Genomic DNA, 24051 nt, shown 5'->3' with positions numbered 1-24051 from the left:
ATCGCTCACCAGACATACGGCACGAGCCGATACCGCACGCGCAGCATATACGCGTCATATCCCGCCAGCCGCTCGGCGAGCAGGCCCTCTTCGCGCACCGCGCGATAGCCGAGCCCGGCCGTGATGAGCGGCACGCACGCGAGCCCCCACCACGACCCGAGCAGCAGCGCCATGCCGACGAGATACACGATCGCGCCGGAATACATCGGATGCCGGACATAGGCATACGGGCCCGTGTCGATCACCTTGTGCCCTCGCTCGCTTTGAATCTTGACCACGGGCGATGCGTAGCTGTTCTCGCGAAACACGAAGCACACGAACAAGATGCTGAGCGCGAGGAGCGCACCGCCCAGCCCCTGCAGCCACGACGGCGCCACGGACCCATGAAAGCGCATCGCGTCGAGCCCCATCAGCACGAGCCACGCGACCCAGGCCACGGCGGCGCAGATCATGAAGACCTGATCCCAGCGCGACTGCCCGCGCTGCACGAACACCGAAAGCCGCTCGGCGAGCAATTCCGGATCGTGCCTGGCGAGCCACGCGCCCGAGCCGATCGAGAGCAGCCCCATCTCGACGAGAAACGTCCAGCCTGCGGGCCAGTCGAAGGTGCCGGCCGCGCCGAACAGACACGCGCCCATGAACACCATCCAGCCGAGCGTACTGATGATCAGACGCGCAATCACGCTGTTATCCCTCCACCGGCGCCGCCACGCGCTCGAACACACGTGCGACGTCGATCCCCTCGATGTCGATGCCGAACCGTTGCGTCAGCTCGCGCGCCAGTTCGTCCGCGCTGCCGATCGGGCGCTCGACGCCGGCGCCGTCGTTGCCGCGCTCGGTCAGCTTGCCGTTGAAGAGCGTGAAGCGCGACCGGGGAAACACCCGGCACACGACCAGATTGTTCGTGAAGCGCGAATCCGGATGCGCCGTCGTGAACCAGTTCGCCACCTCGAAGTCGATCCACTCCGCGCGTTGCAGCGTGAAGCGATAGATCGACGGCCAGCCCTCGGGCGTACCAAGCTGTAAATCGATCGCGCCGCTGGCGCCGTCGCGGTGCAGGCGAAACACGCCGTGCGGCGTCTCCTGCGCAAGACCGGGCGCCATGCGCAGCGGCGCGGTCAGGGTGAGATTGCCGAACCCGACGTCGGCAAGCCACGCTTCGTAGTCCAGGTCGACGCGCAGCAGCATGTGCGTTTGCGCCGTGACCGCCCCCGGCTCCCTGCCCCATAGCACGCGCGCGATCAGCGGCGTCACGCGAAAGCCGAGCTGCGTCAGCACGTGCGCGAACAACGTGTTCTGCTCGAAGCAATATCCGCCGCGCCTTCTTCGGACTAGCTTGTCCGCGACCGACGGCAGATCGACGCGCACGCGGCGTCCCGAGATCGGATCGAGGTTTTCGAAAGGGATGCTTTGCGGATGCAGCCATTGCAGCTCACGCAGGACATCGAGCGTCGGTGTGCGCGGCCCGCCGTAGCCGATGCGTTCGAAATACGGGTCGAGATCGAGCCCTCGACTGGTCTCTTGAATCATCGAAAGGTCCTCAGCAAGAATGCGGGGCGCGTGTCGCGCCGGCCGCTAGACGCCGTTTCGCGGCCTCAGGCTACCTGATTTCGCCATTGTGCGCGCCCAGCTCGACATCGCACGCCCTCCTGATTCAGCGCTCATTTATTTCATTTTCATTACCCATAAATTTCACTTTCATTTGGCAGATCTTGGCGGCTTCCAGCAATCCGTAATAGACAACATTACACCTCAGTAATATAGATGCGAATCATTCGCATTTGTATTGACGATAATATTCCACGTGGGTACGATTCCGGGATTCGCTGCAGTGTCGGCCGCGGCACGGTGCCTGCCGAATGACCACGCCACGATCGACGCGATTCGGATTCGCAGCGATTGGCAACGCCTTCAAGAAACGACCACGGCTGCCAGCCGGCTCAAACAACAAGGACATCGATGAAGCCTGCTTCGTCCATTACACGCGATTCCCTGAAGGGCTCGCACGGGAGTGCGCCGCGTGGCGCGCGCATGCCTGCCCTTCGCCGTCTTGCCGCTCATACTGCCTTCGCCTGCGCGTCGCTGGCCAGCGCCTCCGCCTTCGCGCAAGCCACCGATGCGCAGCCCGAAGCACCCGAAGCCGACCTCAAGATCCAAGCGCAGCCGACCGACCAGTGGACCGGCCTGTGGACCCGCCAGAATCTGCTCGGCGATATCGGCGGACTGCGTCCGTGGCTCAACCGCTACGGCGTCACGTTCAACCTGCAGGAAACGAGCGAGTACCTCTACAACACGCGCGGCGGCCTCGGCACCGGCGGCGCCTACGACGGCCTCACGACGATGTCGCTGCAAGTCGACACGCAAAAGGCGATCGGCCTGCCGGGCGGCACGTTCAACATCAGCGCGCTGCAGATTCACGGCACCAACCTCTCCACGCGCTATCTCGGCACGCTGAACACGGCGAGCGGCATCGAAGCGCAGGGCACGACGCGCCTGTGGGAGATGTGGTATCAGCAGTCGTTCCTCGACAAGAAAGTCGACGTCAAGGTCGGCCAGCAGAGTCTCGATCAGGAGTTCATGGTCAGCTCGTATGCGGGCACCTTCGTCAACACGATGTTCGGCTGGCCGGGCCTGCCCTCGTACGACATGCCGAACGGCGGCCCCGCCTACCCGCTGTCCGCGCTCGGCGTGCGCGTGCGCACGCAGATCACGCCGTCGGTCACCGCGCTCGCGGGCGTGTTCGACGGCAACCCGCTCGGCAACGACCAGAACAACCTGAGCGGCACGAACTTCAATCTGCACAACGGCGCGCTCTATATCGGCGAAGTGCAATATGCGATCAACCAGCCCGGCGACGGCGCGATGGAACTGCCCGGCGCCGCGAAGAGCCGCAGCGGCGGCCTGCCCGGCACCTACAAGATCGGCCTCTGGTACAACAACGAGACGTTCGCCGATCAAGGCATCGACAACACGGGCCTGTCGCTCGCGGATCCGAACACGACCGGCACCCCCGCCTCGCACAAGGGCGACTACAGCTTCTATGCCGTGGCCGACCAGATGGTGTGGCGCCCCGACCCCGACGAGCCGCGCAGCATCGGCGTCTTCGCACGCGTGATGGGCGCGCCGGGCGACCGCAACGAGGTGAGCTTCAGCGCGAACGCGGGCGTCGTGATGAAGGCGCCGTTCAAGGGGCGCGACAACGACAGCGTCGGCCTGGGTCTCGCCTACATCAAGGTCGGCAATCACCTAAGCAACTTCGACGCAGCCCAGGGCCTCGTGCCGCGCAGCAGCGAAACGGCGCTCGAAGCGACCTATCAATACCAGGTCACCCCGTGGTGGCAACTCCAGGGCGACGTGCAGTACACGTTCAATCCGGGCGCGGGCCAGAACCCGAGCAACCCGAGCCAGGGCATGCGCAACACGCTCGTGGTCGGCCTGCGGACCAACATCACATTCTGAGCACCAGCACCCTATGCAATCGATGAACGACGGGGAGACACATATGAAACCCAACTCGCCTTCCAGATCCGGCGCACGCCTCGCCTTCGCGGCGGCGGCCGCAGCCGTGGCGCTCGTGTTCGCGCAAGCCGCTTTCGCCGAGCCGCAAGGCTTCCTCGAAACGGTCCACAAGCACACGACGCTCATCAACACGGTGCCCGACAACGGCGACCAGAACCCGTACGCGATCGCCGTCGCGCCGGTCACTTCGGGCGCGTTCAAGAAGGGCGACGTGCTCGTCGACAACTTCAACAACGCGGCCAACCTGCAAGGCACGGGCAGCACGATCGTCGACTACCACCCCAACACCCGGCAGATGACGACGTTCGCGACGCTGCCGCGCGACCTCAAGGAATGCCCGGGCGGGATCGGCCTGTCGACGGCGATGACGGTGCTGAAGTCGGGCTGGGTGATCGTCGGCAGCACGCCGAGCAACGACGGCACCACGACGACCAAGGGCGCCGGCTGCCTGATCGTGCTCGACAACCAGGGCAAGGTCGTCTCGACGATCACCGGCGAGAACATCAACGACCCGTGGGGCAACATGGCCGTCGTCGACAACGGCGACACGGCGACGCTGTTCGTCTCGAACGCCGGCTTCGGCGTGGGCAGCCCGAAAGCGGCCGGCCCCGACGGCGACCCGCCCGTGTTCAAGCAATCCACGGTGCTGCGCCTGGACCTCGACATTCCGGCCGGCAAGCCGCCCGTCGTCAAGAAGCAGACGGTGGTCGCGAGCGGCTTCGGCGCGCAGGCCGACAAGGGCGTGTTCCTGGTCGGGCCGACGGGCCTCGCGCTGTCCGCCGACCGCAAGCTGCTCTACGTCTCCGACGCGATCGGCAACCGCATCAACGAAATCGAAGAGCCGCTCACGCGCGACTTCAGCGGCGGCGTCGGCCGCCAGCTCACCGCCGACGGCCTGCTGCACCGTCCGCTCGCGATGGATACCGCGCCCAACGGCCACCTGCTCGTCACGAACGCGCTCAACGGCCAGATCGTCGAGATCGATCCGGCGACCGGCAAGCAGATCTACGCGCGCTGGATCGATACCGACAAGGCGCAATCGCCCCCGGGCAACGGCGACTTGTTCGGCATCGCCATGACGCCGGAAGGCGACGGCTTCTACTACGTCCAAGACGACGTCAACACTCTCGTACTGGCGAAATAACATGACAGACGATACTCAGCGTCCGGCGCGCAACGCCAGGCGCGGGTTCCTCAAGGCGAGCGGCGCCGCGGTAGCGGCCGGCGCGACGCTGGGAGCCGCGCTCGGCACGAGCGCGGCCCAGGCGGCGCAATCCCCGCACGCGCCGGCGCACGGCAAACCGCACGCCGACGATCCGCAATTCGCGATCGAGCCGTTCTACGGCGCGCACCAGGGCGGCATCGTGACGCCGCAGCAGGCGCATACGTACGTGGCGGCGTTCGACCTGACGACCGCCAAGCGCGAAGACGTGATCAACCTGCTGCGCGAGTGGACCGACGCCGCGGCGCGCCTCACGCGCGGTCAGACGGCCCAGCCGCTGCCCAGGGCCGACGACAAGCCCGCGACCGATTCGGGCGAAGCGCTCGACCTCGGCGCCGCCGGTCTCACGATCACGTTCGGCTTCGGCCCGGGCCTCTTCACGAAGGACGGCAAGGACCGCTACGGCCTCGCCGGCAAGCGCCCCGCCGCGCTCGTCGACCTGCCGCGCTTCAACGGCGACCAGCTCGTGGCGGAGAAATCGGGCGGCGACCTGTTCGTGCAGGCCTGCTCGAACGACTTGCAAGTCACCTTCCACGCGGTGCGCCAGCTCGCGCGCATGGGCTACGGCATCCTGCAGATGCGCTGGGGCCAGGCCGGCTTTCTGTCGGGCCCGAAGGGGCAGACCGCGCGCAACCTGATGGGCTTCAAGGACGGCACCAACAACCCGTCGCCGAAGGACCCCGCGCTGATGAACCAGTTCATCTGGGCCGGCGACGAAGGCCCGGCATGGATGAAGGACGGCACCTACGCGGTGTTCCGGCGCATCCGCATCACGCTCGAGCACTGGGACCAGATGGAAGTCGGCTTCCAGGAATCGGTGTTCGGCCGCCACAAGTACAGCGGCGCGCCGATCGGCAAGCAGAACGAGTTCGACGCGCTCGACCTCGACGCGCAGGACAAGGACGGCAATTCGCTGATCCCCGACAACTCGCACGTGCGCCTTTCGACGGCCGCGACCAACAACGGCCAGCGGATCCTGCGCCGCTCGTATTCGTACAACGACAGCACGAATTTTTATATCGAACGCTGGCCGCCGTGGCGCCAGGAAACGGAGTACGATGCCGGGCTGATTTTCCTCGCGCACCAGCGCGACCCGCGCACCGGCTTCATTCCGATCAACGAGAAGCTCGCGAAACTCGACATGATGAACCAGTTCACGACGCACGTCGGCAGCGCGATCTTCGCCCTGCCGCCGGGCGCGAAAGAAGGTTCGTTCATCGGCGCGGAGCTGTTCGACGCGTAATCGACGCGTCGTCTACACAAGAATTCGACAAGCACTCGAAAAGGACTATTCGATCATGGCAGGTTTGAAGTTGAGCAACCGGTTCGCCGCCATCGGCGGCGCAGCCGCTCTCGCCGTCGCAACGCTCGGCGCGCTGCCCGTGGCCGCGCATGCCGCAACGCTCACGCTCTACAGCGCGCAGCACGAGCAGGTCGTCAACATGCTCACCAAGGACTTCGAAAAAGAGACCGGCATCGCAGTGAAGGTGCGCAACGGCGAAGGCCCGGCGCTCGCCGCCCAGCTCGTCGCGGAAGGCGGCGCGACGCCCGCCGACGTCTACTTCACGGAAAACTCGCCCGAGCTCGTGCTGCTCGCCGAGAAGGGCCTGCTCGCCAAGGTCGACGCCTCGACGCTCGCCGTCACGCCCGCGCGCTATAACGCGCCGCAAGGCGACTGGCTCGGGGTGCTCGCGCGCGAGAACGTGCTCGCCTACAACACGGCGAAGCTCCAGCCGTCGCAGCTGCCGGCCTCGCTGATGGATCTCGCCAAGCCCGAGTGGAAGGGCAAGGTCGGCATCGCGCCCTCCGACGCGGACTTCCTGCCGGTGGTCTCCGCCGTGCTCGCCGAGAAGGGGGAAGCCGCCACGCTCGCCTGGCTCAAGGGCCTCAAGGCCAACGCGCAGATCTTCGACGATGACGAAGGCGTGGTGGCCGCCGTCAATCGCGGCGCGGTCGCGACCGGCGTGATCAACAGCTACTACTGGGCGCGCCTGCATGCCGAGCTTGGCGACAAGTCGACCAAGAGCGCCGTCTACCACTTCGGCAACGGCGACATCGGCGCGCTGATCAACGTGTCGGGCGCCGCCGTGCTGAAGAACTCGAAGAACGCGGACGCCGCGCAGAAGTTCCTCGCCTATCTCGTGAGCGAGCGCGCGCAGAAGCTGATCGCGGGCAACCGCATCAGCTTCGAATATCCGCTGCGCCCAAGCGTCGCGCCCGATCCGATCCTGAAGCCGTTCAACGAACTGTCGCCGCCGTCGCTGACGCTCCAGCAACTCGGCGACGACAGCCAGGCCGGCAAACTGCTGCGCAAAGCCGGGCTGCTGTAATGAGGCTGTAAATGAGCAATGCCGCCGTGGCGGTCACGCCATCGCCCGATACCGCGGCGCGCGCTTCAAGGCGCGCGCCGCGCGGTCTTTTCGCGGCCGCCGCCGTCGGCGCGCTGCTGGTGCTGATGCCGCTCGCGTTCACGGTCTACCGTGCCGCGAGCTTTGGTCTTGCCGACGCCGAAGAGCTGGTGTTCCGTCCGCTCGTCGGCGAGCTGCTGCTCAACACGCTGCTGATCACCGTCACCGCGACGCTCGCCTCGGCGGTGCTCGGCACGGCCGCGGCCTGGTTCATCGAACGCACGCATCTGCCCGGACGCCGCGCCTGGGCCTTGCTGGTCGCCGCGCCGCTCGCCATGCCCGCGTTCATCACGAGCTATGCGTGGGTGTCGTTCTCGCTCGACTTGCAGGACTTCGCGGGCGCCCTGCTCGTCATCACCTCGACCTACTTTCCGCTCGTCTACCTGCCGGTGGCCGCCGCGCTGCGCGGCATGGACCCGGCGCTCGAAGAAAGCGCCCGCTCGCTCGGCTGCGGACGCTGGGCGACCTTCGTGCGCGTCGTGCTGCCGCAATTGCGCCCGGCCCTGCTGGGCGGGATGCTGCTCGTCGCGCTCGGCGTGCTGTCCGAATTCGGCGCGTTCACGCTGCTGCGTTTTCGCACCTTCACCACCGAGATCTACGCCGAGTACCGCACGAGCTTCGACGGCGGCGGCGCGTCGATCTTCGCGTCGCTCCTGATGACGATGTGCCTCGTCTGCCTCGTGCTCGAAGTCCGTGTGCGCGGCAAGGCGCGCTATGAGCGCGTCGACCGCGGCGCGCGGCGCGCGGCGCTGCGCTATCGGCTGGGCGGCTGGCGCTGGCTCGTCGTCGCGGGTTTCGCGGCGGTCGTGATCGCGACGCTCGGCGTGCCGCTCGGCATGATCGGCTACTGGCTCACGCAGCCGGGCGCCGCCGCCGTCACGCCGGCCGACGTCTCGCCCGAGCTGCTGTGGAACGCGGCGACCGCCTCGCTCGGCTTCGGCGCCGCCGCGGCGTTCGTCACGACGCTGCTGGCGCTGCCGCTCGCCTACCTGCTCGTGCGCTATCCGGGCCGCATCCCGACGCTGTTCGAGCGCACCGTGTTCATCGCGCAGGGCATGCCGGGGCTCGTGATCGCGCTCGCGATCGTGTCGATCGCCGTGCATATCCTGTTGCCGCTCTATCAAAGCGCGACGCTGCTCGTCGTCGCTTACGCGATCCTGTTCCTGCCGCTCGCGCTCGTGAGCGTGCGCGCCGCGCTGATGCAATCGCAGACGCGCCTCGAAGAGACCGCGCGCGCGCTCGGCCTCAACGCATGGCAGACGATGTGGCGCGTGCTGCTGCCGCTCGCGGGGCCGGGCCTCGGCTCGGCCGCGGCGATGGTGTTCATCTCCGTCGTCACCGAATTGAATGCGACGCTGCTGCTCTCGCCGATCGGCACGCAGACGCTCGCGACGCAAGTCTGGACCGACACCTCCACGCTCGCGTTCGCGGCGGCGGCGCCGTATGCGGCGCTGCTCGTCGGCATCTCGCTCGCCGCCTCGGGCGTGCTGTTCGCGCTGCTCGGCAAATCGGCGGTGCTCGAACACTGAGGGCGCACGGGCCGGAATCCAACGGCCCACACGAACGTTTTACGAATAGATCGTCATCGATGAGCAATCTGAACATCAGCGGCTTGAAGAAGTCGTTCAGCGGCGCCGCGGTACTGCACGGCATCGACCTGACCGTGAAGAGCGGCACGCTGCTTGCGCTCCTCGGACCGTCGGGCAGCGGCAAGACCACGCTGCTGCGCGTGCTGTGCGGGTTCGAGCAAGCCGACGAGGGCACCGTCGAGATCGACGGCCGCCGCGTGGCGGGCCCGGGGCTGCATACGCCGTCCGAGGCGCGCCGCATCGGCTACGTGCCGCAGGAAGGCGCCCTCTTCCCGCATCTCTCGGTCGCGGACAACATCGTGTTCGGCCTGCCGCGCACGCAGCGCCGCGCGCGCCATCGCGTGGCCGAATTGCTCGAGCTCGTGGGGCTGCCCGCAACCTGCGCGGAGCGCGCGCCGCAGCAGCTATCGGGCGGGCAGCAGCAACGCGTCGCATTGGCTCGCGCGCTGGCGCCGTCGCCGACGCTCGTGATGCTCGACGAGCCGTTCTCGTCGCTCGACGCCGCGCTGCGCATCGAAACGCGGCAAGCCGTCGCCGACGCGCTCGCGGCGGCCGGCGCGACCGCGGTGCTCGTCACGCACGATCAATCGGAAGCGCTCTCGCTGGGGCACGAGGTGGCCGTGCTCTGGCGCGGCAAGCTGATCCAGACCGCGACGCCCGAGGCGCTATACCGGCGGCCGGTGTCGCGCGAGCTGGCGTCGTTCATCGGGGAAGCGGTGCTGCTGCCGGGCATGGCGGCGCGCGGTGCGGTCGACTGCCGGCTCGGGCTCCTGAAGCTCTCGGCGCCGGCCAATGACGGGCCGGTCGACGTGATGGTGCGGCCCGAGCAGATCCGGATACTGCCGGCTGGCGCGGCGGCCGAAACGCCTGCGAACGGCGACGCGTCCTGCCACGCGGCGACCGTGTGCGACGTCGCCTTCTTCGGCCAGGACGCGAGCATCGGCCTCGTGCTCCACACTGCGCCGGACCTCGCGATCCGTGCGCGCGTGCCGGGCTATCTGAGCCCGCAGGTCGGGGACAAGGTGCGCGTCGCGGTGGATGGGGAAGTGACCGCGTATCCCCGTTCGTGACGCCAGGCGAAACACCGAAGGCGTGAGCGCCGCACCGAGTGTTGGCGCGGATAGAAACGTTACCGCGCCTGCACGTCCGCAGCCTGGGTGCCGCGCTCGTCCGCCGCGCGGTCGCGATGCCGCGAGCGGTTAATGAGGCTCAAATGGAGCGCGAGACCATACTCGCCGTACAAGCGCTCCACGAGCTGCCGCAGCACGCCCTCCTTCTGCCAGCGCTGATAGCGCCGATGGCACGTCTGATACGGCGGATAGCGCACCGGCAGCCTCGACCACCCTTCGCCGGTGCGCATGAATCGGCGCCGCGCTCGCGGACGTATGGAAGACGAGCGTCTCCGGCTTGTCCGCCTGCGACGAACGGGCGTCGAGCCCGCGAATGCGAAACGCCTGGCGCGCGGAGCCGGCTTCGCCATACCCGAGCTGGGCGCTCAGCCGGCCCTCGGTGGCGGCGCTGCGCGTCTTCCAGGTCGCATCGAATTGCGCGATGCGCTCGGCGAGCTCGCCCTCGTCCTGCGCCCTGCCGCTGATCTGCGCGACCACCGCGCTCTTGACCTGCGCGAGCTGCGCGGTAGCGCGGCCGAGGAATGCGAGTGTCTGCTGCGCGCCCGTGACCTGCTGGTTGAGCCGCAGGTGCGCCGCGACGGCATCGCCGCGCCGGTAGCCGGTGAGACTCGGGCTGCGCGACGCGCTAGCGGTGCGCGCCTTGGCCGCAAAACTCAAGCCCGTTGTCTGAACAACGGCCACCGCGCCCGGGGTGCGCGCCGAGCCAACCGGCAAGCAGCTGCTCGCCTCGCCGAACGCGCTGTTCTGCGCTGCGGTACTGATGTTCGTGCTCGCCATCATCCCGGGCATGCCGTGGCTGCCGTTCCTGAGCTTCGCCGTGGTGCTCGCGTTCGTCGGCTGGCGCATCTCGCAGCGCACGCCGGGCGAGGCCGACGACGCCGAGCTCAAGAAGCTCGAAACAGCGCTGTTCTCGACGAAGGAAGAGCCGCTTGGCTGGGACAACATCGGCTATGTCGATCCGCTGTCGGTGTCGATCGGCTTCCAGCTCGCCCAGATGATCGACAAGTCGCAAGGCGCGCCGCTCACGCGCCGCCTCGAAGGGCTGCGCCGCAGCATGAGCAACGCCTCCGGCTTCCTGCTGCCGGCCGTCTCGGTGCGCGACGATCTCGGACTCAAGCCCGCGCGAACGTGCATCCCGACAAGCTGATGGCGATTCCGTCGCCCGACGTGTATGGCGAAGTCGACGGCACGCCCGAGGTCGACCCCGCCTACGGCATGCTCGTCACGTGGATCAAGCCCGAAGACAAGCCCCATGCGCTCGGCCTCGGCTATCAGGTGGTGGAAAGCGCGGCGGTGATCTCGACGCACGTCGCGAACGCGATGCGCGACTATCTGCCGGAGCTGTTCCGCCACGACGACGTCGCCGCATTGATGCAGCGCCTAGCAGGCTGTTGAAAAGTGCCTCGTTTTGACGATCGGGGCACCGTTTATAAGGGTTCCGTATGCAATGTGCTGCTCAGTTGCAGATGGATCACCCGGGTCGCCCCGCTGGCGAGCGGTCCAACCGGTGCGTTGCCGCGCGACGGTCGCGCCTGGGCGGCTCATTGCGCCGCTCCTTGCGGCACCGCCGTCAGCATTCGGGCCATTCGAGTCAGGTTGCTCGCCAGCATCGTCAGCTTGAAGTGCTGATCGACCCGTTTGATGCCGCGATAGACGGTCTGTCGAATCCTGCCGACGGTCTTGCCCCAACCAAAGTGCTCTTCGATGCGTTTGCGTTTCGTCTGGCTGATTCCGTAGCCGGTGTGCCGCGAGGTGCGCGCGTCGATCGCGCTGCCGCCTTGATGCGTGGCGTTGCGTGCGACGTGCGGCGTCACCTTGCGCGCTCGGCAGTCGCCAACGAAATCGCGCATGTCATAGGCCTTGTCGGCGCCCAGCGTCTTGGCATGCCGGCCCGGCACGCAATCGAGCAGGCGCAAAGCGTTCGCACGTTCGGCGAAGCCATCGGCGTGGCTGACGACGGCTCCCACCACCAGGCCCGAGCGGTTCTCCATCAGTACGTGCCCGTGGTAGCACAGGATGGCCGGTGTACCCTTGCTCTTCTTGAACAGCCGGGCATCCGGATCGGTGCTTGATTCGTGCGTCTCGTTGCTGCGCCGCCGACCCTTCCAGTCGGTGTCGGCATTGCGTCCGCCACCGGCCGGCGGATCTTCCGAGCCGTCCTTGGGGCGGAAGCTCTTGTGGCTGGCCCACGCCTGGATCAGCGTGCCATCGACCGAGAAGTGCTCGCGCGAGAGCAGGCCCTGCTCATCCGCCAAGCTCATGACCTCGGTAAAGAAAGTTTCGACCACTTCGTGTTCCAGCAGCCGGTCGCGGTTCTTCGAGAACGTCGAGTGATCCCACACCGCCTCTTCGATCGCGATCCCGACGAACCAGCGAAACAGCAGGTTGTAGCGCATCTGCTCTATCAGCATGCGTTCACTGCGCACCGAGTAGAACACCTGCAACAGCAGCGCGCGCAATAGTTTCTCCGGTGCGATCGAGGTGCGGCCACTGTCCGCGTAGATCACGCTGAACAGCCCGTTGAGCCGCTTCAGCGCGTCGTTGACAAGCAGCCGAACCGGCCGCAGCGGATGATCGGTCGGCACAAAATCTTCCAGCTTTACCGTCGTGAACAGCGACTCTTGCATCTCGTCCAATCCGCGCATCGCACTCATCGCCCAATTCCATGAACACGATATCCATAATGCACGGTGCTCAAAGCCCGTTTACACCGTACCCAATTTCAACAGCCTGCTAGAGGCGATCGCGCCGAAGCTCTCCGATGCGCTCGACAAGGCCATGACGCAGAACCAGATGCGCAAGGTGCTGCGCATCCTGCTGGCCGAGAACGCGTCGCTGAAAAACATCGCGCTCATCGCGACCGCGCTGCTCGAAACGAGCGAGACGACGAAGGACCCGATCCTGCCCGCCGCGGAAGTGCGCTGCGCGCTCAAGCGTGAGATCGTCGCGGAACTCGTGGGCGCAAGCGCGGAGATCCAGGCGTTCGGCCTCACGAGCGAGCTCGAAACGATGCTGCTGACGTCGCTCTCGCAAGCGCAGCAGACGGGCGCGGTCAATCTCGAGAACTTCCCGATCGCCCCGAACCTGCTCGCGCAGTTGCAAACGCGGATGCCGGCCGTGCGCGAGCAACTCAAGCAACAGGGCCTGACGCCGGTCCTGCTCGTGATTCCGCAGCTGCGGCCGCTGCTTGCACGCTATGCACGGCTCTTTGCGCCGGGATTGAACGTGCTGTCGTATAACGAGGTGCCGGAGGCGCGCAACGTCAATATGCTGGGGACGCTGGGATAAGCATTCCCCGCCATGCTACGATTTCCGTCCTTACGCCAAGCGCAGGAGATAGCCGTGATCCGCAAGACGCTCAACGCATCCCGGCTGCAGGACGAAGTGAGCCGGCGCATCCATCGCATTCACGAGGTCGTCGAAGACGGCGTAAAGATCCGCGTGCCTCGCCCGCAAAAACAAGACCCGGACAAAACCGGCTGCAATTGGACGATGAAGCACTTCGGCAACGCGATCGGCTACGAGCGCGTCATCGCCGAAGTGCTCGACGCGGCGCGGGCCGAATACAACCTGTCGGAAGACACCCAGAACATTCACAGCCTCTTCGGCGATCCCGAGGGCTCCTGAGGCTTTCGAGGCTCGTCGCCGCCCTGCCGCCCTGCCCGGCTCAACGCCTCGCGCGCGCTTTGCCGAGGCATGCGCGGCAACAGCGACTTCACCAGGCAGCGGAGCAAGCCAACCTTGTGCGCGAGCGAAACGGCACGCCAGAAACGCGCTGGATCGAACTCGGCAAATCGCGCTTCGCGTTCGATGAGCTGCTTGTTGCCCGGAAGATGGACGAACGCGCAGTGCTTGTACCAGTAGAGATTGCGATGCGTGTTGCCGGGCCAATGACGCCCCACCGTCTGATACGCCCCGAGGTCCAGGATCGGCTGCCCTTCGTCGGCCAGCACGTTGAGCGCGGCCGACATGAACGCCTCGTCGCCTAGATGATTCAAGCGCGACATCTCGGTCGCGTAGCGATCGAAGTATTGCCTCCCGCGCACCACGAGCCTTCTGAGAAACGCGGGCGTCGCCAATAGAAATTCGCCGCCGTACCAGCGCGGATTGTTCAGGCGCCTTCCCGCGACGATCTCCAGATCCTCGATCACGCGCGCACTGCCGTACGCGGGAAAGACCTGGTCCGAAATGTCGAACGCGCCTACGCCAAGCCGCGCGCTGCGCCTGACCACGTCGGCGTCGAGCGGGCGCAGCGCGACGATGTCCGTATCGAGCAAAAGCGCCAGCACGTCTTCGGGCAGCCGTTCGCTGACCTGGCTCAGCAAATCGAGCTTGAAATGCGCGGCGTAGAACGGCGTGCTCTTCGGCAGGTCGATGCCTGTCTCGGCGAGCGAGTGCACTTCGGGACGCATGTTCGCCGGCACGCTCGACAACAGCGCGGTAACGCGATCGGCGGCGTTCGTATAGACATTGAGCCGGGGCATGCCGGCGCGCAGCAGCGATTTGTTCAGGCTCAGCGCCTGCCAGACATAGCCAAGCGGGCTCTTGCTGCGGCTGTTCGGACTCGACGCGCCGGCCGGATCCAGATACACGAGCGAGCACGGATAGATCGCGTGCGCCGTCGACGAGTATCGATCGGCGTTGTCCTGCGAACGGCGCCGCATCGTCATGTTCGAAACGACGCGGCGAATATCAGCGACAAATGAACCCTGCATGTGCATGCGTTGCCCCACGAACCGGCTCCAAGCTGAGTCAATGGTATGAGGGACCGCACGTATGTATTCGCCACAATGCCGTTGCATGTAGCCATCGGCGCAAGCTGAATGGCAGGGACGTATCGCGGACCCGTTTGCGCGAGGAACTGCGCAAGCAGCGTTCCCAACCGCTCGCCGCGGTGCGTTTCATTTGCAAAGCAAGAGGCTGCAGCGTGCGCTCAAAGCAGCGGCAAGCCGCTGCTGCGCTTCACTTCGCGCAGCGAGAGCACCGATTCGACCGCGGTGACGCCAGGCAGCGCGCGCAAGACGTCGCGCATGAACACGCCATAGTCTTCGAGATCTTTTGCCACCACTTGCAGCAGATAGTCGGCGCTGCCGGAAATGTTGTGGCACGAGACGATGCGCGGAATCGCCTGGATTTCGCGCTCGAACTGATCCGACAGCTTTCTCTCGTGCACGCCGAAGCGCACGTGCGCAAACGCCACGACGCCGATCTGCAATGCCGAGCGCGACAGCACCGCCTGATAGCCTTCGATGTAGCCCTCGGATTCGAGCCGCTTCAAGCGCCGCGCGCAGGGCGTCTCGCTCAAGCCGACAGCCTCGGCCAAACTCGCGTTGGTGGCCCGGCCGTCGGACTGGATCTTCATCAGGATCGCGCGATCCGTTTTATCAAGCTTCATGAGTCGATCTCCAAGAACGCGCAGAATCATAGTGTATTCCTCCAACGCGCGAGTCTCGACAGCTGGAATTAGCCGGAAATGCTCATGGTTTGGCGAGAAGACGGTGCCGGAATCAGATCGGCACGTGCGTCGAACGCAAGCGGGGCGCCTCGCACCGGACTGCCGCGCAACTTCGCGCAACCGCCCGGCCGGGCGCCCCTTACTGCAGGTACGTCGTGCTCAATCCTGCGCGAGACGCGTCTTCAGCTCGTTCGCCAATTGCTTGAGCGCGGCTTTGGCCGGCGCATCGTCGGCCAGTGCGTTGAGCAAGCCGAAGTCGTGGATCGTGCCGTTGTAACGGGTCGTCGTGACTTCGTCGCCGGCCGCATCGAGCTTGCGTCCGTAGGTCTCGCCTTCGTCGCGCAGCACGTCGAACTGCGCCACCTGGATCAGCGCGGGCGGCAGCCCCTTCAACTGCTCGGCCGAGGCGCGCAGCGGCGAGGCGTAGATCTCGTTGCGCTGCTTCGGGTCCGTCGTGTACGAGTCCCAGAACCACTTCATCATCGAGCGTGTCAGGAAACGATCCTTCTGGTACGTGATATACGAGCCGTTGTCGAAGTCGTGATCCGTCACCGGCCACATCAGGCCCTGGAAACGAATGCGCGGCCCTTGCTTGTCCTTCGCCATCAGGCTCACGACCGCCGCCATGTTGCCGCCGACGCTGTTGCCGACCACCGCGAGACGCTGCCCGTCCACACCGATCTCGCTGCCGTGCGCCGCGACCCACTTGGTCGCCGCGTAGGCCTGATTGATCGCCACCGGGTAGTGCGCCTCGGGCGACGGCGTGTAGTTCACGAACACCGCCACCGCGCCCGACTGCACGACGAGGTCGCGCACCAGCCGCTCGTGCGTCTGGAAGTCGCCCAGCACCCAGCCGCCGCCGTGGAAGAACATGAACACCGGCGGCGTGCCCGTCACGCCTTGCGGGCGCACGATGGTCAGCGGCACGCTGATGCCGTCCTGCTCGATGGTCTTGTTCGACACCTCGATGCCGGACAGATCCACCTTGACGCCGTTTTGCGCGTTGACCAGAACCTGGCGCGCCTTCGCAGGCGGCAGCGTTTCGAGCGCCGGCCCCTTGGCGCTATTGAGCACGCTCAGGAAGCTGGACGTGACGTGGTCCGGGGCGAGCGGCACGGCGGCGCCCGCTGCGGCCGCGAGCGTCGGCGCGGCAGCAAACAGCGTCGCCAACAGCAAAGGCTTGAAGCTCTTCATGACTAGACTCCTGTCGATCAGAGTTAGGCAGAGCACTACTCTGATCCCATGCTGTGGTTGCGTGGAGTTAGCGCTTCAGCGTGTCGACCGAAGTTGGCGCTTGAGCGCCTGCTCCGGTCCCATGCAGGGCCTTGCTCCACGCCCGCAGCGGGTTCGAATCGATGATCGATGTGGAAGAAAGAACGTCAAACGAGCGTCAGCGTGACGTCGATGTTGCCGCGCGTCGCGTTCGAGTACGGGCACACGATGTGCGCCTTGTCGACGAGCACCTGCGCCGCCGCGCGATCCATGCCCGGCAGCGAGATCTTCAGCTCGACTTCGATGCCGAAGCCGCTCGGAATCGCGCCGATGCCCACGCTGCCGTCGATCGAGATGTCCGCGGGGATAGCGATCTTGTCGCGCATCGCGACGAACTTCATCGCACCGAGGAAACATGCGCTGTAGCCCGCGGCGAACAGCTGCTCGGGGTTGGCGCCATCGCCACCCGCACCGCCGAGCTCGCGCGGCGTGGTGAGCTTGAAGTCCAGCTTGCCTTCGGGCACGACCGCGCGGCCGTCGCGGCCTCCAGTGGCGGTGGCGTGAGCGCGGTAGAGAACTTTTTCGATCGACATGATGAGGCTCCTGTTAAGGTTATCTACTACTAGATAGGTATAGAATTTAAAAAAACCGCCGGTATTTTGTGTACCGGCTTTTGCATACCAGCTTCAGCCTATCTACCCAAAGGTAGACAGTGAAATCAAACAAAAGGGCGTTACCCGCCCCACTCGCATTGCTACAGCGAAACCACCGCGACAGTTCGCTTTCCATCTTTGCCGAACCTGCACGTCATTCGGTTCCATGCGTCGAACTTTATCTACTCATAGATAGACTGTCAAGCGTTTTTTAGAGACAACAGCGAGCCGTGCGTAAAATGCCTTCAGGAAGCCCGGAGCGGCAACTGCCCGCCGCGCTCACGACGCTCCAGCCTTTCGAGCCGCAACGCACGCTTCTCGAACATGAACTCCACTCGCCTGCTGCAACCCGGCACCCTGGGGCCGGCCATCGAGAAACAAACCTCGCATGCCCTGCATTGCGGAGCGCTGCAGCCGATCGCGTCCGACGAACGGACCATCGACGACGCCGGGGTCCGCTTCATCGTCCGCCAGGTCTCGAGCCTCGCCCGCAAGAACGCGGCGAAGACGGCGCCCGCGGCGCGCACCGTGGCAAGCGTCCCGGTCAATCCGTTTCTTCCGCACGACCCGAACCTGTTCGTCGCCGACATCTCGGAGACACACTTCGCGTTGCTCAACAAGTTCAACGTGATCGACCATCACCTGCTGATCGTCACGCGCTCGTTCATCCCGCAGGACACGCCGCTCGACGCTGCCGACTTTGCCGCGTGGCTGGCGTGCCTTGCCGAATTCGACGGACTGGGCTTCTACAACAGCTGCACGGAGGCCGGCGCGAGCCAGCCGCACAAACACTTGCAGATCGTGCCGCTACCGCTTGGCGCCGCGGGCTTGCGGCTGCCGATCGAGCCGCTCGTCGCGGCGGCGCAATGGCGAGGCGCGATCGGCACGCTGCCGGGCTTGCCGTTTCGCCACGCGTTCGCAGCGCTCGATCCTGCCGCCGGCGACTCGCCCGAGGCAGCTCACGCCGCTGCCGATCACTATCGCGCCCTGCTGGAAGCGGTCACGGGGCCACGCCCGAATTCGGCGAGCGACGCGCACGGCGAAACGCCACGGCCGGCGCCCTCACGGCCGGCGCCCTATAACTTGCTGATCACCTCGCATTGGATGTTGCTGGTGCCTCGGTCGGCGCAAAGCGTCGAGTCCGTCGAGGTCAATGCCTTGGGTTTCGCGGGGTCGCTCTTCGTGCGCGATGCGTCCCAGATGCAGGTTGTCGAGCGGCTCGGACCGATGAACGTGCTTCGCCGCGTCGCCATGCCGGCAGACGAAACGCGCTAAGGCCGTCACTGCGTCGAATCCATTGCAATTCGGCCCCGCAGGCGCCGCAACTCCCCGTATCATCATGGCCTTCGTGCCCATCCTGCGAGCATCATGCCTTTTGCCGTTCCCGCTTCCCCGTCTTCATGCAGTGCCGCTGTCCGTGCGCCGTCGCGCTCGCACCGGGCCGCAAGGCTTCGATTGCGCATTCCGGCCGCGATACTCTGCGCCGCGCTGGCCGCGTGCAGCACGACAGCGCCGGTATCCTCGGGCCCTGCCGCCGAGATCGACCGAATCGGACTGTTTCCGATGGCCGCGTACGATCAAGACGTCGATCATTGGATCCCCCCCGCGAGCCCCGGCTACGACCAGCCGTTTCTCAGCGCAAGCGATCAGCAGGCCCATTTCGCAGCGCTCTTCGCGCGCGAATTCGGCACAGACGCGAACAGCCCGTCGCCCTGGAACCCCGCGTTCGTCACCGGGCGCGTGTACAAGAACCAGGGCAGCGATATCGCAAGCCTGCAACGCAGCCGCATCGCCCGCTACGACAACACCGGCAAGGCCGACCACGAGATCGGCTACGGCCGGAACTTCCGTCCGTACACGAAAGCGTGGATCGATGACATCGCGCGGAACCTGGACGTCGGCCAGTTCGAACGCAACACGGCCTACACACCGGCGCGCCGTGCGATCGCCACGGGCAACCTGCTCGTGCGCGAGCTGCCGACGATGGACCCGTTTTTCTACTCGCGTCATTTCGCGGGCGAAGGCTACCCGTTCGACAATCTGCAGATCTCGGCGATCCGCCCCGGCACGCCGCTTTACGTGCTGGGGCGCAGCGTCGACGGCGGCTGGGATTACGTGCAGACGCCCGAAGTCCAGGGCTGGGTGCGCAGTGACAACGTGAGCCTCGCCGACAACACGTTCATCGCGGCGTGGCGAAGCAACGCCCAACGCGGGGGGCTCGGTGCGGTCATCGCCGCATCGGCGAGCGTCACCGACGCCGGCGGCACGTTCCGCTTCGACGCGCCCGCGGGCACGCTGTTGCCGCTTTCGTCGCTGCGGCTCGGCGCGCGGCCCGGCATGCGCGTCGTGCTCGTGCCCGCGCGCGACCTGGACGGCCGCACCGTGATTCAGACCGCGCAGCTTAGCGACACGCAAATCGTGCCGATGCCGTTCGCCGCCACGCCGCGCCATCTCGCGACGCTCATCAAGGCGTTGATCGGACGTCCGTACGGCTGGGGCAATACGGGCCTCTACAACGACTGCTCCTCGGAATTGCAAAGCATCTTCGCCGCGTTCGGCGTGTGGCTACCGCGCCATTCGTCGACGCAGATGAGCGCGGGGCAGATGGTCGACCTGTCATCGTCGAGCCCCGCCGTGCGCCTCGACTATCTGGTGAAGAACGGCAAGCCGATGCGCACGCTGATCTACATCGGCGGCCACGTCATGCTGTATCTCGGGAACACCACGCGCGGCACGCAGACGGTGCCCGTGGTCTACCAGGACATCTGGGGAATGCGCCCCGCCGACAACAGCCGGCGTGCGGTGATCGGCGGCTCGGTGATCCTGCCGTTGCTCGAGCAGATGCCCGAAGACCCCGCGCTGCAATCGCTTGCGGGCACATCCATTTTTCGGGTCAGCATCCTCGATGCGCCAGAGAACGGCACCCCGCCCGAACCCGACGAGGACAATCCCGCAAGCTGATGCGCCTAGTTGGTCGCCGCTGCGCCGCTTGCCAGGCGCACCGCGGCGCCGCTGCCCACGATCTTCGCGCTCATGCCCTCCATGCGGAAGAAGCGCATCCAGTCCTGCTCGGCCTTGGTCGTCAGGATCATCAGCTCGACGCGGCGATCGTGCTCGCCGGTTGCATCGCTACCCCTGGCCGGCACCTTGTCGGCCATCCCGATCACCTCCAGCACCTGCCGGTCGTCAAGGCCGCCATCCTCCAGCGTCTGACGCACGCGCAGCGCGCGCCGGCTGGATAGGTTCCAGTTGTTGTTGAACACGCTCGAATCCGTGTATTGCGCCGAGTCGGTATGACCGGCGATCACGACCTTGTTCTTCACCTGCGTCAACACGGGAACCAGGCTGAGAAAGAGCGTCGCGACCTGCGGCTCGAGCACGTCGCTGCTGCGCACGAACATGCCGTGGTCGTCCGAGTCGTGCACGATGATGCGCAACCCGTCTTGCGTCATGATCGTCTCGAGGTTCTTGTCGAGGCCAAGCGCTTTTGCCTGCGCCTGAATCGCGGCGGCGAGCGCCTGCTGCTGCGCCAGCGAATCTGCCGAAGATGAAGCGTAGGGCGATACATCGTCGCCGCCCTTATCACGATCCTTGCTTCCTTCAGCCGCGTGCGGCGCGTACGGCGCTATCTGCGGCGTCTTGCTGTTCTGCTCGAAGATGCCGGCGCCTCCGTCGATAACCGGGCTGCCGCTCACCTGGGCCGCGATCTTCATCCGCTCCTCCTGCGTCGACGCGCTCATCACCCACAACACCATGAAGAGCACCATCAGCGCGAGCATGAAGTCCGCAAACGCCACCTTCCAAGCGCCGCCGTGATGCTCGTCGTGATGCTTGGAGCCGCGCTTGATGATCGCGGGACTGTGATGTGCGTCGTCCTTCTTCATTTCGCCCCTACTGCAATCAGTTGGTTCTCAGCTTCGTGATCCACGACTCGAGCGTCGCGAAGCTCGGCTTCACCTCGAGCTGGATCAGCTTGCGGCCCGCATCCACGGCAAGCAGCGTCGGCTTGCCGGCAACCTGCGCGCACAGCACCACCTTCACGCACTCGAACGCCGACATCTCCGACTTCACGCGCTGCACTATCGCCCCCGCCAGCGTATCGAGAAAGCCATAGCAAAAGAGAATGCCCATGAACGTCCCGACCATTGCGCCGGCCACCTGCACGCCGACCTCCGCCACCGAGCCGCCGATGCTGCCCATCGTCGTCACGATGCCGAGCACGGCCGCCAGAATCCCGAAGCCGGGCATCGCTTCAGCGATCTTGCCGAGCGACTTCGATGGCTGCAGGAATTCACCTTCGATCGCTTCGATCTCCTGGTCGAGCATGCCCTCGAGCTCGTGCGAGGTGATGCGGCCCATTGCCATCAGGCGGAAGTTGTCGACGAGGAACGCCGTAAGCTTGCGCTCGCCGAGGATCATCGGATACTTCTTGAAGACTTCGCTTTCCTCCGGGCTTTCGACGTGCTGGTCGAGCGCCTTCAAGCCGCCGTCGCGCACCATCTCGAGCAGCTCGTACAACAGCAACAGCAACTGGCGCTGAAACTCTCCATCGTTCTTGCCGCGCGCGACGACCTTCTTGATTTGCGCCAGCATGTCCATCAGCACATGCTTTGCGCTGCCCATCACCAGCGCGCCGAGCGCCGAGCGCCGCGCCCACGATAATCAGAATCTCGGTCGGCTGCCAGATCGCGTGCAGCGATCCGCCGTGCAGGAGGAATCCCCCTAACACGCAACCAACAATAAATAGTTAACCTAACAATATCTGCATTTCACACCCCTCTATATTCGATCGATCAGCGCCACTTCCCGGAAACGCCTCGACTCGATGCCTGACGGGACCCGCCTGCCTGTCACTCGCACAACAGCTGAGTGATGATTGCCGCGTTGAACGGACGATCGATATGCCAGCTGTCCGCGATGCTCAACATTCTCGTGCTGACGTCGTTTTGCAATTCGTCGAGCGGAACATTGCGGATCTTGTCGTACGTATGCACCGACAGCGCCTGGACGGCAATGCTGCGCACCAGCGGCGTGATGTTCTTGAACTTGTCCTTGTCCTTCGCGTTGACCTCGAACGCCATATCCAGCGAACAGACGCGATAGATCGACGACGCGGAACCGTCCGATGCGACAGTCAACGGCACGGAAACCATGATCTTGTTCAACTCGATGTAGTCGAACGGCTTCGCGTGCTTGACCACCTTGGCCTCTTCGTTGTGGTCATCTCGAAACCCGTTAAAGTTTTGGAACAGCAAGGCTCCACCGGCGCCACCCGCAATCAACAGACCCAATCGAAGCCGCCACGCGGGCGGCCTCATTCCGATACTCTATTGAGGCAGCACCTCCCCTCGTGTTTCAGGCGCGAGCGGAATGATGAAGAGTCCGATCACGAAAGCAATCGCCGTCAGCGCCACCGGCAGGCCAAGCGTATGCATATGCAGCACTGCCGCGCCGAGCGCGAAGTTCACAGCCGCGCCGACAAAACGGCCGAATGACGTGCAGAACGCAAACGCAGTTGCGCGCACGCGCGTCTCGAACTGCTCGGGCAGCCAAAGGCTGAAGAGCGCGAAATTGCCGCCGAAGAAACCGAGCACGAACAACCACGCGATGAACGGCGCGAGCCCGTCGGGCAGATAGAACGCCCAGCCGAAGCTCCCGGCAATCGACACGGCCATCCCCGCAAAGTAGATCGCAAGCGTCTTCCTGCGGCCGACGCGCTCCGCAAGCGGCGGCAACGCCAGACAGCCCAGTATCGTGCCGATCGACAAGAGGCCCGTCGCAAGCGACGCGGTTTTGATTGCACCGGCCTTGTCCATGCCCGACTTCTGCGCCAGCTGAATCACGGCCGACGGTTCGTAGACCGCGCCCGCCCACAAGCCCACGATCGCAATCGTCAACAGCGCGCAGGCCACCCACGTCCGCCGCCGATAGTGCGAGCCGAAGATCTCGCGCAACGGCTTGAAATAGGACAGCCCCCTGCGCTCACTGCGTTCGCTGCCCCCCGTGGGGGCAGTCAGTGCGCTTGGGGCGGCCCGGCGCGCACTGACATGGACCGCGCGCGCTTCGGCCTTCTGCCATTTCTCCGTTTCCTTCACGCGGGTCAGGATAAGAATGGCGACGAAGACCGGCACCGCGCCTGTCAGGAACATCGCGCGCCAGCCGAAATGCACGCCGATCGTGTAGTTCAACGCGGCCGCCAGAAAGAAGCCCGCATAGTAGCCGGTCTGCAAATAGCCCGCGCCCATCTTGCGCCGATCCTCGGGCCATGACTCCGCCACGTAAGTCCCCGCGAGCGCCCATTCTCCGCCGATCCCCACGCCTGCGATGAAGCGAAAGAGCGCGAGTTCCCAGACGTTTTGCGCCGTGGCCGAGAGCCCGGTGAAGATGGCGAACGTGAAGATCGTGGCGGCCAGCACCTTGGTGCGCCCGAAGCGGTCGGCAATCGGCCCCCAGATGAACGACAGGCCCCAGCCGACCAGGAACAGCGCGAACAAGATCGATCCGGCAAGCCCGACGTTGGCAGGCGTCGCGGCATATCCGGAACGCGGCAGCAGCTCGGTCAGCGCCGGCGTGAGCACGAGCGCGTAGATGAACGAATCCATTCCGTCGAGCGTCCAGCCTGTCCACGCGCCCCAGAATCCCGCTATCTGCGAACGATTGAGCGGCGTGCGATGTCGCGCGACACTCGCGCGTTCCGTCGTTGAACTCATCTTGCTCCTCCGGTGATACGGTTGAACGTCTGTCCCTAATGAATTCGCGAGCACGCAGCTCTCGCCGCGTGCTCGCGTCCGATACGCGCCAGACCCGGGCTTCGTTTCGTGTTTGTCCCGATTGCGGGTTCGTATTTTATATATAATATTCAC

Annotated in this window: 23 protein-coding genes and 1 pseudogene; 12 read left to right on the top strand and 12 right to left on the bottom strand. The window is 65.4% G+C overall.

What is annotated here, in order from left to right:
- Nucleotides 1-5 precede the first annotated feature (5 nt).
- Nucleotides 6-683, bottom strand: coding sequence for a methyltransferase family protein (locus FAZ69_RS02460; RefSeq protein ID WP_136892336.1), 678 nt, complete (start codon nt 681-683; stop codon nt 6-8).
- Between the two features lie 4 nt (nt 684-687).
- The gene (locus FAZ69_RS02455) at nt 688-1530 is read right to left on the bottom strand and encodes an arylamine N-acetyltransferase family protein (RefSeq protein ID WP_136892335.1); all 843 of its coding nucleotides are present in this window, start codon (nt 1528-1530) and stop codon (nt 688-690) included.
- A 501-nt stretch (nt 1531-2031) separates the two neighbouring features.
- Here FAZ69_RS02455 and FAZ69_RS02450 point away from each other — a divergent pair.
- From FAZ69_RS02450 to FAZ69_RS02425, 6 genes are read left to right on the top strand one after another with little or no spacing between them, the layout of a single operon-like run.
- Nucleotides 2032-3459 carry a carbohydrate porin gene (locus FAZ69_RS02450; RefSeq protein WP_240702068.1) on the top strand — a complete coding sequence of 476 codons (1428 nt, stop codon included), beginning with the start codon at nt 2032-2034 and terminating at the stop codon, nt 3457-3459.
- Between the two features lie 43 nt (nt 3460-3502).
- Nucleotides 3503-4663 carry an NHL repeat-containing protein gene (locus FAZ69_RS02445; RefSeq protein ID WP_136892333.1) on the top strand — a complete coding sequence of 387 codons (1161 nt, stop codon included), beginning with the start codon at nt 3503-3505 and terminating at the stop codon, nt 4661-4663.
- A gap of 1 nt (nt 4664) precedes the next feature.
- Nucleotides 4665-5984: an iron uptake transporter deferrochelatase/peroxidase subunit gene (efeB, locus tag FAZ69_RS02440; RefSeq protein ID WP_136892332.1), complete on the top strand. Its 1320-nt coding sequence runs from the start codon at nt 4665-4667 to the stop codon at nt 5982-5984.
- A gap of 55 nt (nt 5985-6039) precedes the next feature.
- Nucleotides 6040-7071 (top strand): iron ABC transporter substrate-binding protein, encoded by a 1032-nt coding sequence (locus FAZ69_RS02435; protein WP_136892331.1) that lies wholly within the window; start codon nt 6040-6042, stop codon nt 7069-7071.
- 11 nt (nt 7072-7082) lie between these two features.
- Nucleotides 7083-8678: an ABC transporter permease gene (locus tag FAZ69_RS02430; protein ID WP_136892330.1), complete on the top strand. Its 1596-nt coding sequence runs from the start codon at nt 7083-7085 to the stop codon at nt 8676-8678.
- Between the two features lie 59 nt (nt 8679-8737).
- Nucleotides 8738-9808, top strand: a complete 1071-nt coding sequence (locus tag FAZ69_RS02425) for an ABC transporter ATP-binding protein (protein WP_136892329.1) — start codon at nt 8738-8740, stop codon at nt 9806-9808.
- A gap of 59 nt (nt 9809-9867) precedes the next feature.
- Here the strand turns inward: FAZ69_RS02425 and FAZ69_RS34390 are convergent, their stop codons facing one another.
- Nucleotides 9868-10098 (bottom strand): transposase, encoded by a 231-nt coding sequence (locus FAZ69_RS34390; RefSeq protein WP_169708529.1) that lies wholly within the window; start codon nt 10096-10098, stop codon nt 9868-9870.
- Between the two features lie 461 nt (nt 10099-10559).
- Here FAZ69_RS34390 and FAZ69_RS33700 point away from each other — a divergent pair, with 461 nt between their 5' ends.
- Together FAZ69_RS33700 and FAZ69_RS33695 are read left to right on the top strand one after the other, a co-directional pair.
- The gene (locus tag FAZ69_RS33700; protein ID WP_240702066.1) at nt 10560-11015 is read left to right on the top strand and encodes an FHIPEP family type III secretion protein; all 456 of its coding nucleotides are present in this window, start codon (nt 10560-10562) and stop codon (nt 11013-11015) included.
- Complete coding sequence (locus tag FAZ69_RS33695; protein ID WP_240702065.1) at nt 10997-11263, top strand: FHIPEP family type III secretion protein; 267 nt, start codon at nt 10997-10999, stop codon at nt 11261-11263. Before FAZ69_RS33700 ends, FAZ69_RS33695 begins: the two co-directional genes overlap by 19 nt.
- A gap of 146 nt (nt 11264-11409) precedes the next feature.
- On the opposite strand, the gene FAZ69_RS02410 is transcribed toward FAZ69_RS33695, so the two are convergent.
- A complete protein-coding gene (locus FAZ69_RS02410) occupies nt 11410-12513 on the bottom strand; it encodes an IS5 family transposase (RefSeq protein WP_169708536.1) in 1104 nt (367 codons plus the stop codon).
- Here FAZ69_RS02410 and FAZ69_RS02405 point away from each other — a divergent pair.
- Nucleotides 12476-13156, top strand: a complete 681-nt coding sequence (locus FAZ69_RS02405; RefSeq protein ID WP_369407718.1) for an FHIPEP family type III secretion protein — start codon at nt 12476-12478, stop codon at nt 13154-13156. The two genes, FAZ69_RS02410 and FAZ69_RS02405, sit on opposite strands and share 38 nt — an antisense overlap.
- A 54-nt stretch (nt 13157-13210) precedes the next feature.
- Complete coding sequence (locus FAZ69_RS02400) at nt 13211-13495, top strand: hypothetical protein (protein ID WP_136892326.1); 285 nt, start codon at nt 13211-13213, stop codon at nt 13493-13495.
- Here the strand turns inward: FAZ69_RS02400 and FAZ69_RS02395 are convergent.
- The 4 genes from FAZ69_RS02395 to FAZ69_RS02380 all read right to left on the bottom strand — a co-directional run bounded on the left by FAZ69_RS02395 (nt 13462) and on the right by FAZ69_RS02380 (nt 17128).
- Nucleotides 13462-14583 carry a hypothetical protein gene (locus tag FAZ69_RS02395; RefSeq protein WP_206171165.1) on the bottom strand — a complete coding sequence of 374 codons (1122 nt, stop codon included), beginning with the start codon at nt 14581-14583 and terminating at the stop codon, nt 13462-13464. The two genes, FAZ69_RS02400 and FAZ69_RS02395, sit on opposite strands and share 34 nt — an antisense overlap.
- Nucleotides 14584-14801: 218 nt before the next feature.
- Entirely contained in the window at nt 14802-15263 is a 462-nt protein-coding gene (locus FAZ69_RS02390) for an Lrp/AsnC family transcriptional regulator (RefSeq protein ID WP_136892325.1), read from the bottom strand.
- A gap of 219 nt (nt 15264-15482) precedes the next feature.
- The gene (locus FAZ69_RS02385; protein WP_136892324.1) at nt 15483-16517 is read right to left on the bottom strand and encodes an alpha/beta hydrolase; all 1035 of its coding nucleotides are present in this window, start codon (nt 16515-16517) and stop codon (nt 15483-15485) included.
- 185 nt (nt 16518-16702) lie between these two features.
- A complete protein-coding gene (locus FAZ69_RS02380; RefSeq protein ID WP_136892323.1) occupies nt 16703-17128 on the bottom strand; it encodes an organic hydroperoxide resistance protein in 426 nt (141 codons plus the stop codon).
- Between the two features lie 384 nt (nt 17129-17512).
- Here FAZ69_RS02380 and FAZ69_RS02375 point away from each other — a divergent pair, with 384 nt between their 5' ends.
- A complete protein-coding gene (locus tag FAZ69_RS02375) occupies nt 17513-18463 on the top strand; it encodes an ATP adenylyltransferase family protein (RefSeq protein WP_136892322.1) in 951 nt (316 codons plus the stop codon).
- Nucleotides 18464-18751: 288 nt separating this feature from the next.
- Entirely contained in the window at nt 18752-20149 is a 1398-nt protein-coding gene (locus FAZ69_RS02370; protein ID WP_439654737.1) for an SH3 domain-containing protein, read from the top strand.
- Between the two features lie 5 nt (nt 20150-20154).
- Here the strand turns inward: FAZ69_RS02370 and FAZ69_RS02365 are convergent, their stop codons facing one another.
- The 4 genes and pseudogenes from FAZ69_RS02365 to FAZ69_RS02350 all read right to left on the bottom strand — a co-directional run bounded on the left by FAZ69_RS02365 (nt 20155) and on the right by FAZ69_RS02350 (nt 23898).
- On the bottom strand, nt 20155-21072 hold the full coding sequence (locus FAZ69_RS02365; RefSeq protein ID WP_136892320.1) for a flagellar motor protein MotB: 918 nt from the start codon (nt 21070-21072) through the stop codon (nt 20155-20157).
- Nucleotides 21073-21088: 16 nt separating this feature from the next.
- Nucleotides 21089-21929, bottom strand: a pseudogene (gene motA, locus FAZ69_RS02360) (flagellar motor stator protein MotA).
- A 109-nt stretch (nt 21930-22038) separates the two neighbouring features.
- The gene (locus tag FAZ69_RS02355; RefSeq protein WP_136892319.1) at nt 22039-22389 is read right to left on the bottom strand and encodes a hypothetical protein; all 351 of its coding nucleotides are present in this window, start codon (nt 22387-22389) and stop codon (nt 22039-22041) included.
- A 126-nt stretch (nt 22390-22515) separates the two neighbouring features.
- Nucleotides 22516-23898 (bottom strand): MFS transporter, encoded by a 1383-nt coding sequence (locus FAZ69_RS02350; RefSeq protein ID WP_136892318.1) that lies wholly within the window; start codon nt 23896-23898, stop codon nt 22516-22518.
- Nucleotides 23899-24051 lie beyond the last annotated feature (153 nt).

It is taken from the genome of Trinickia terrae (assembly GCF_005144415.1).
GTDB lineage: Bacteria > Pseudomonadota > Gammaproteobacteria > Burkholderiales > Burkholderiaceae > Trinickia_A > Trinickia_A terrae.
The sequence above is the reverse complement of the archived record's forward strand: the minus strand, read 5'-3'. Positions and strand labels throughout refer to the sequence as shown.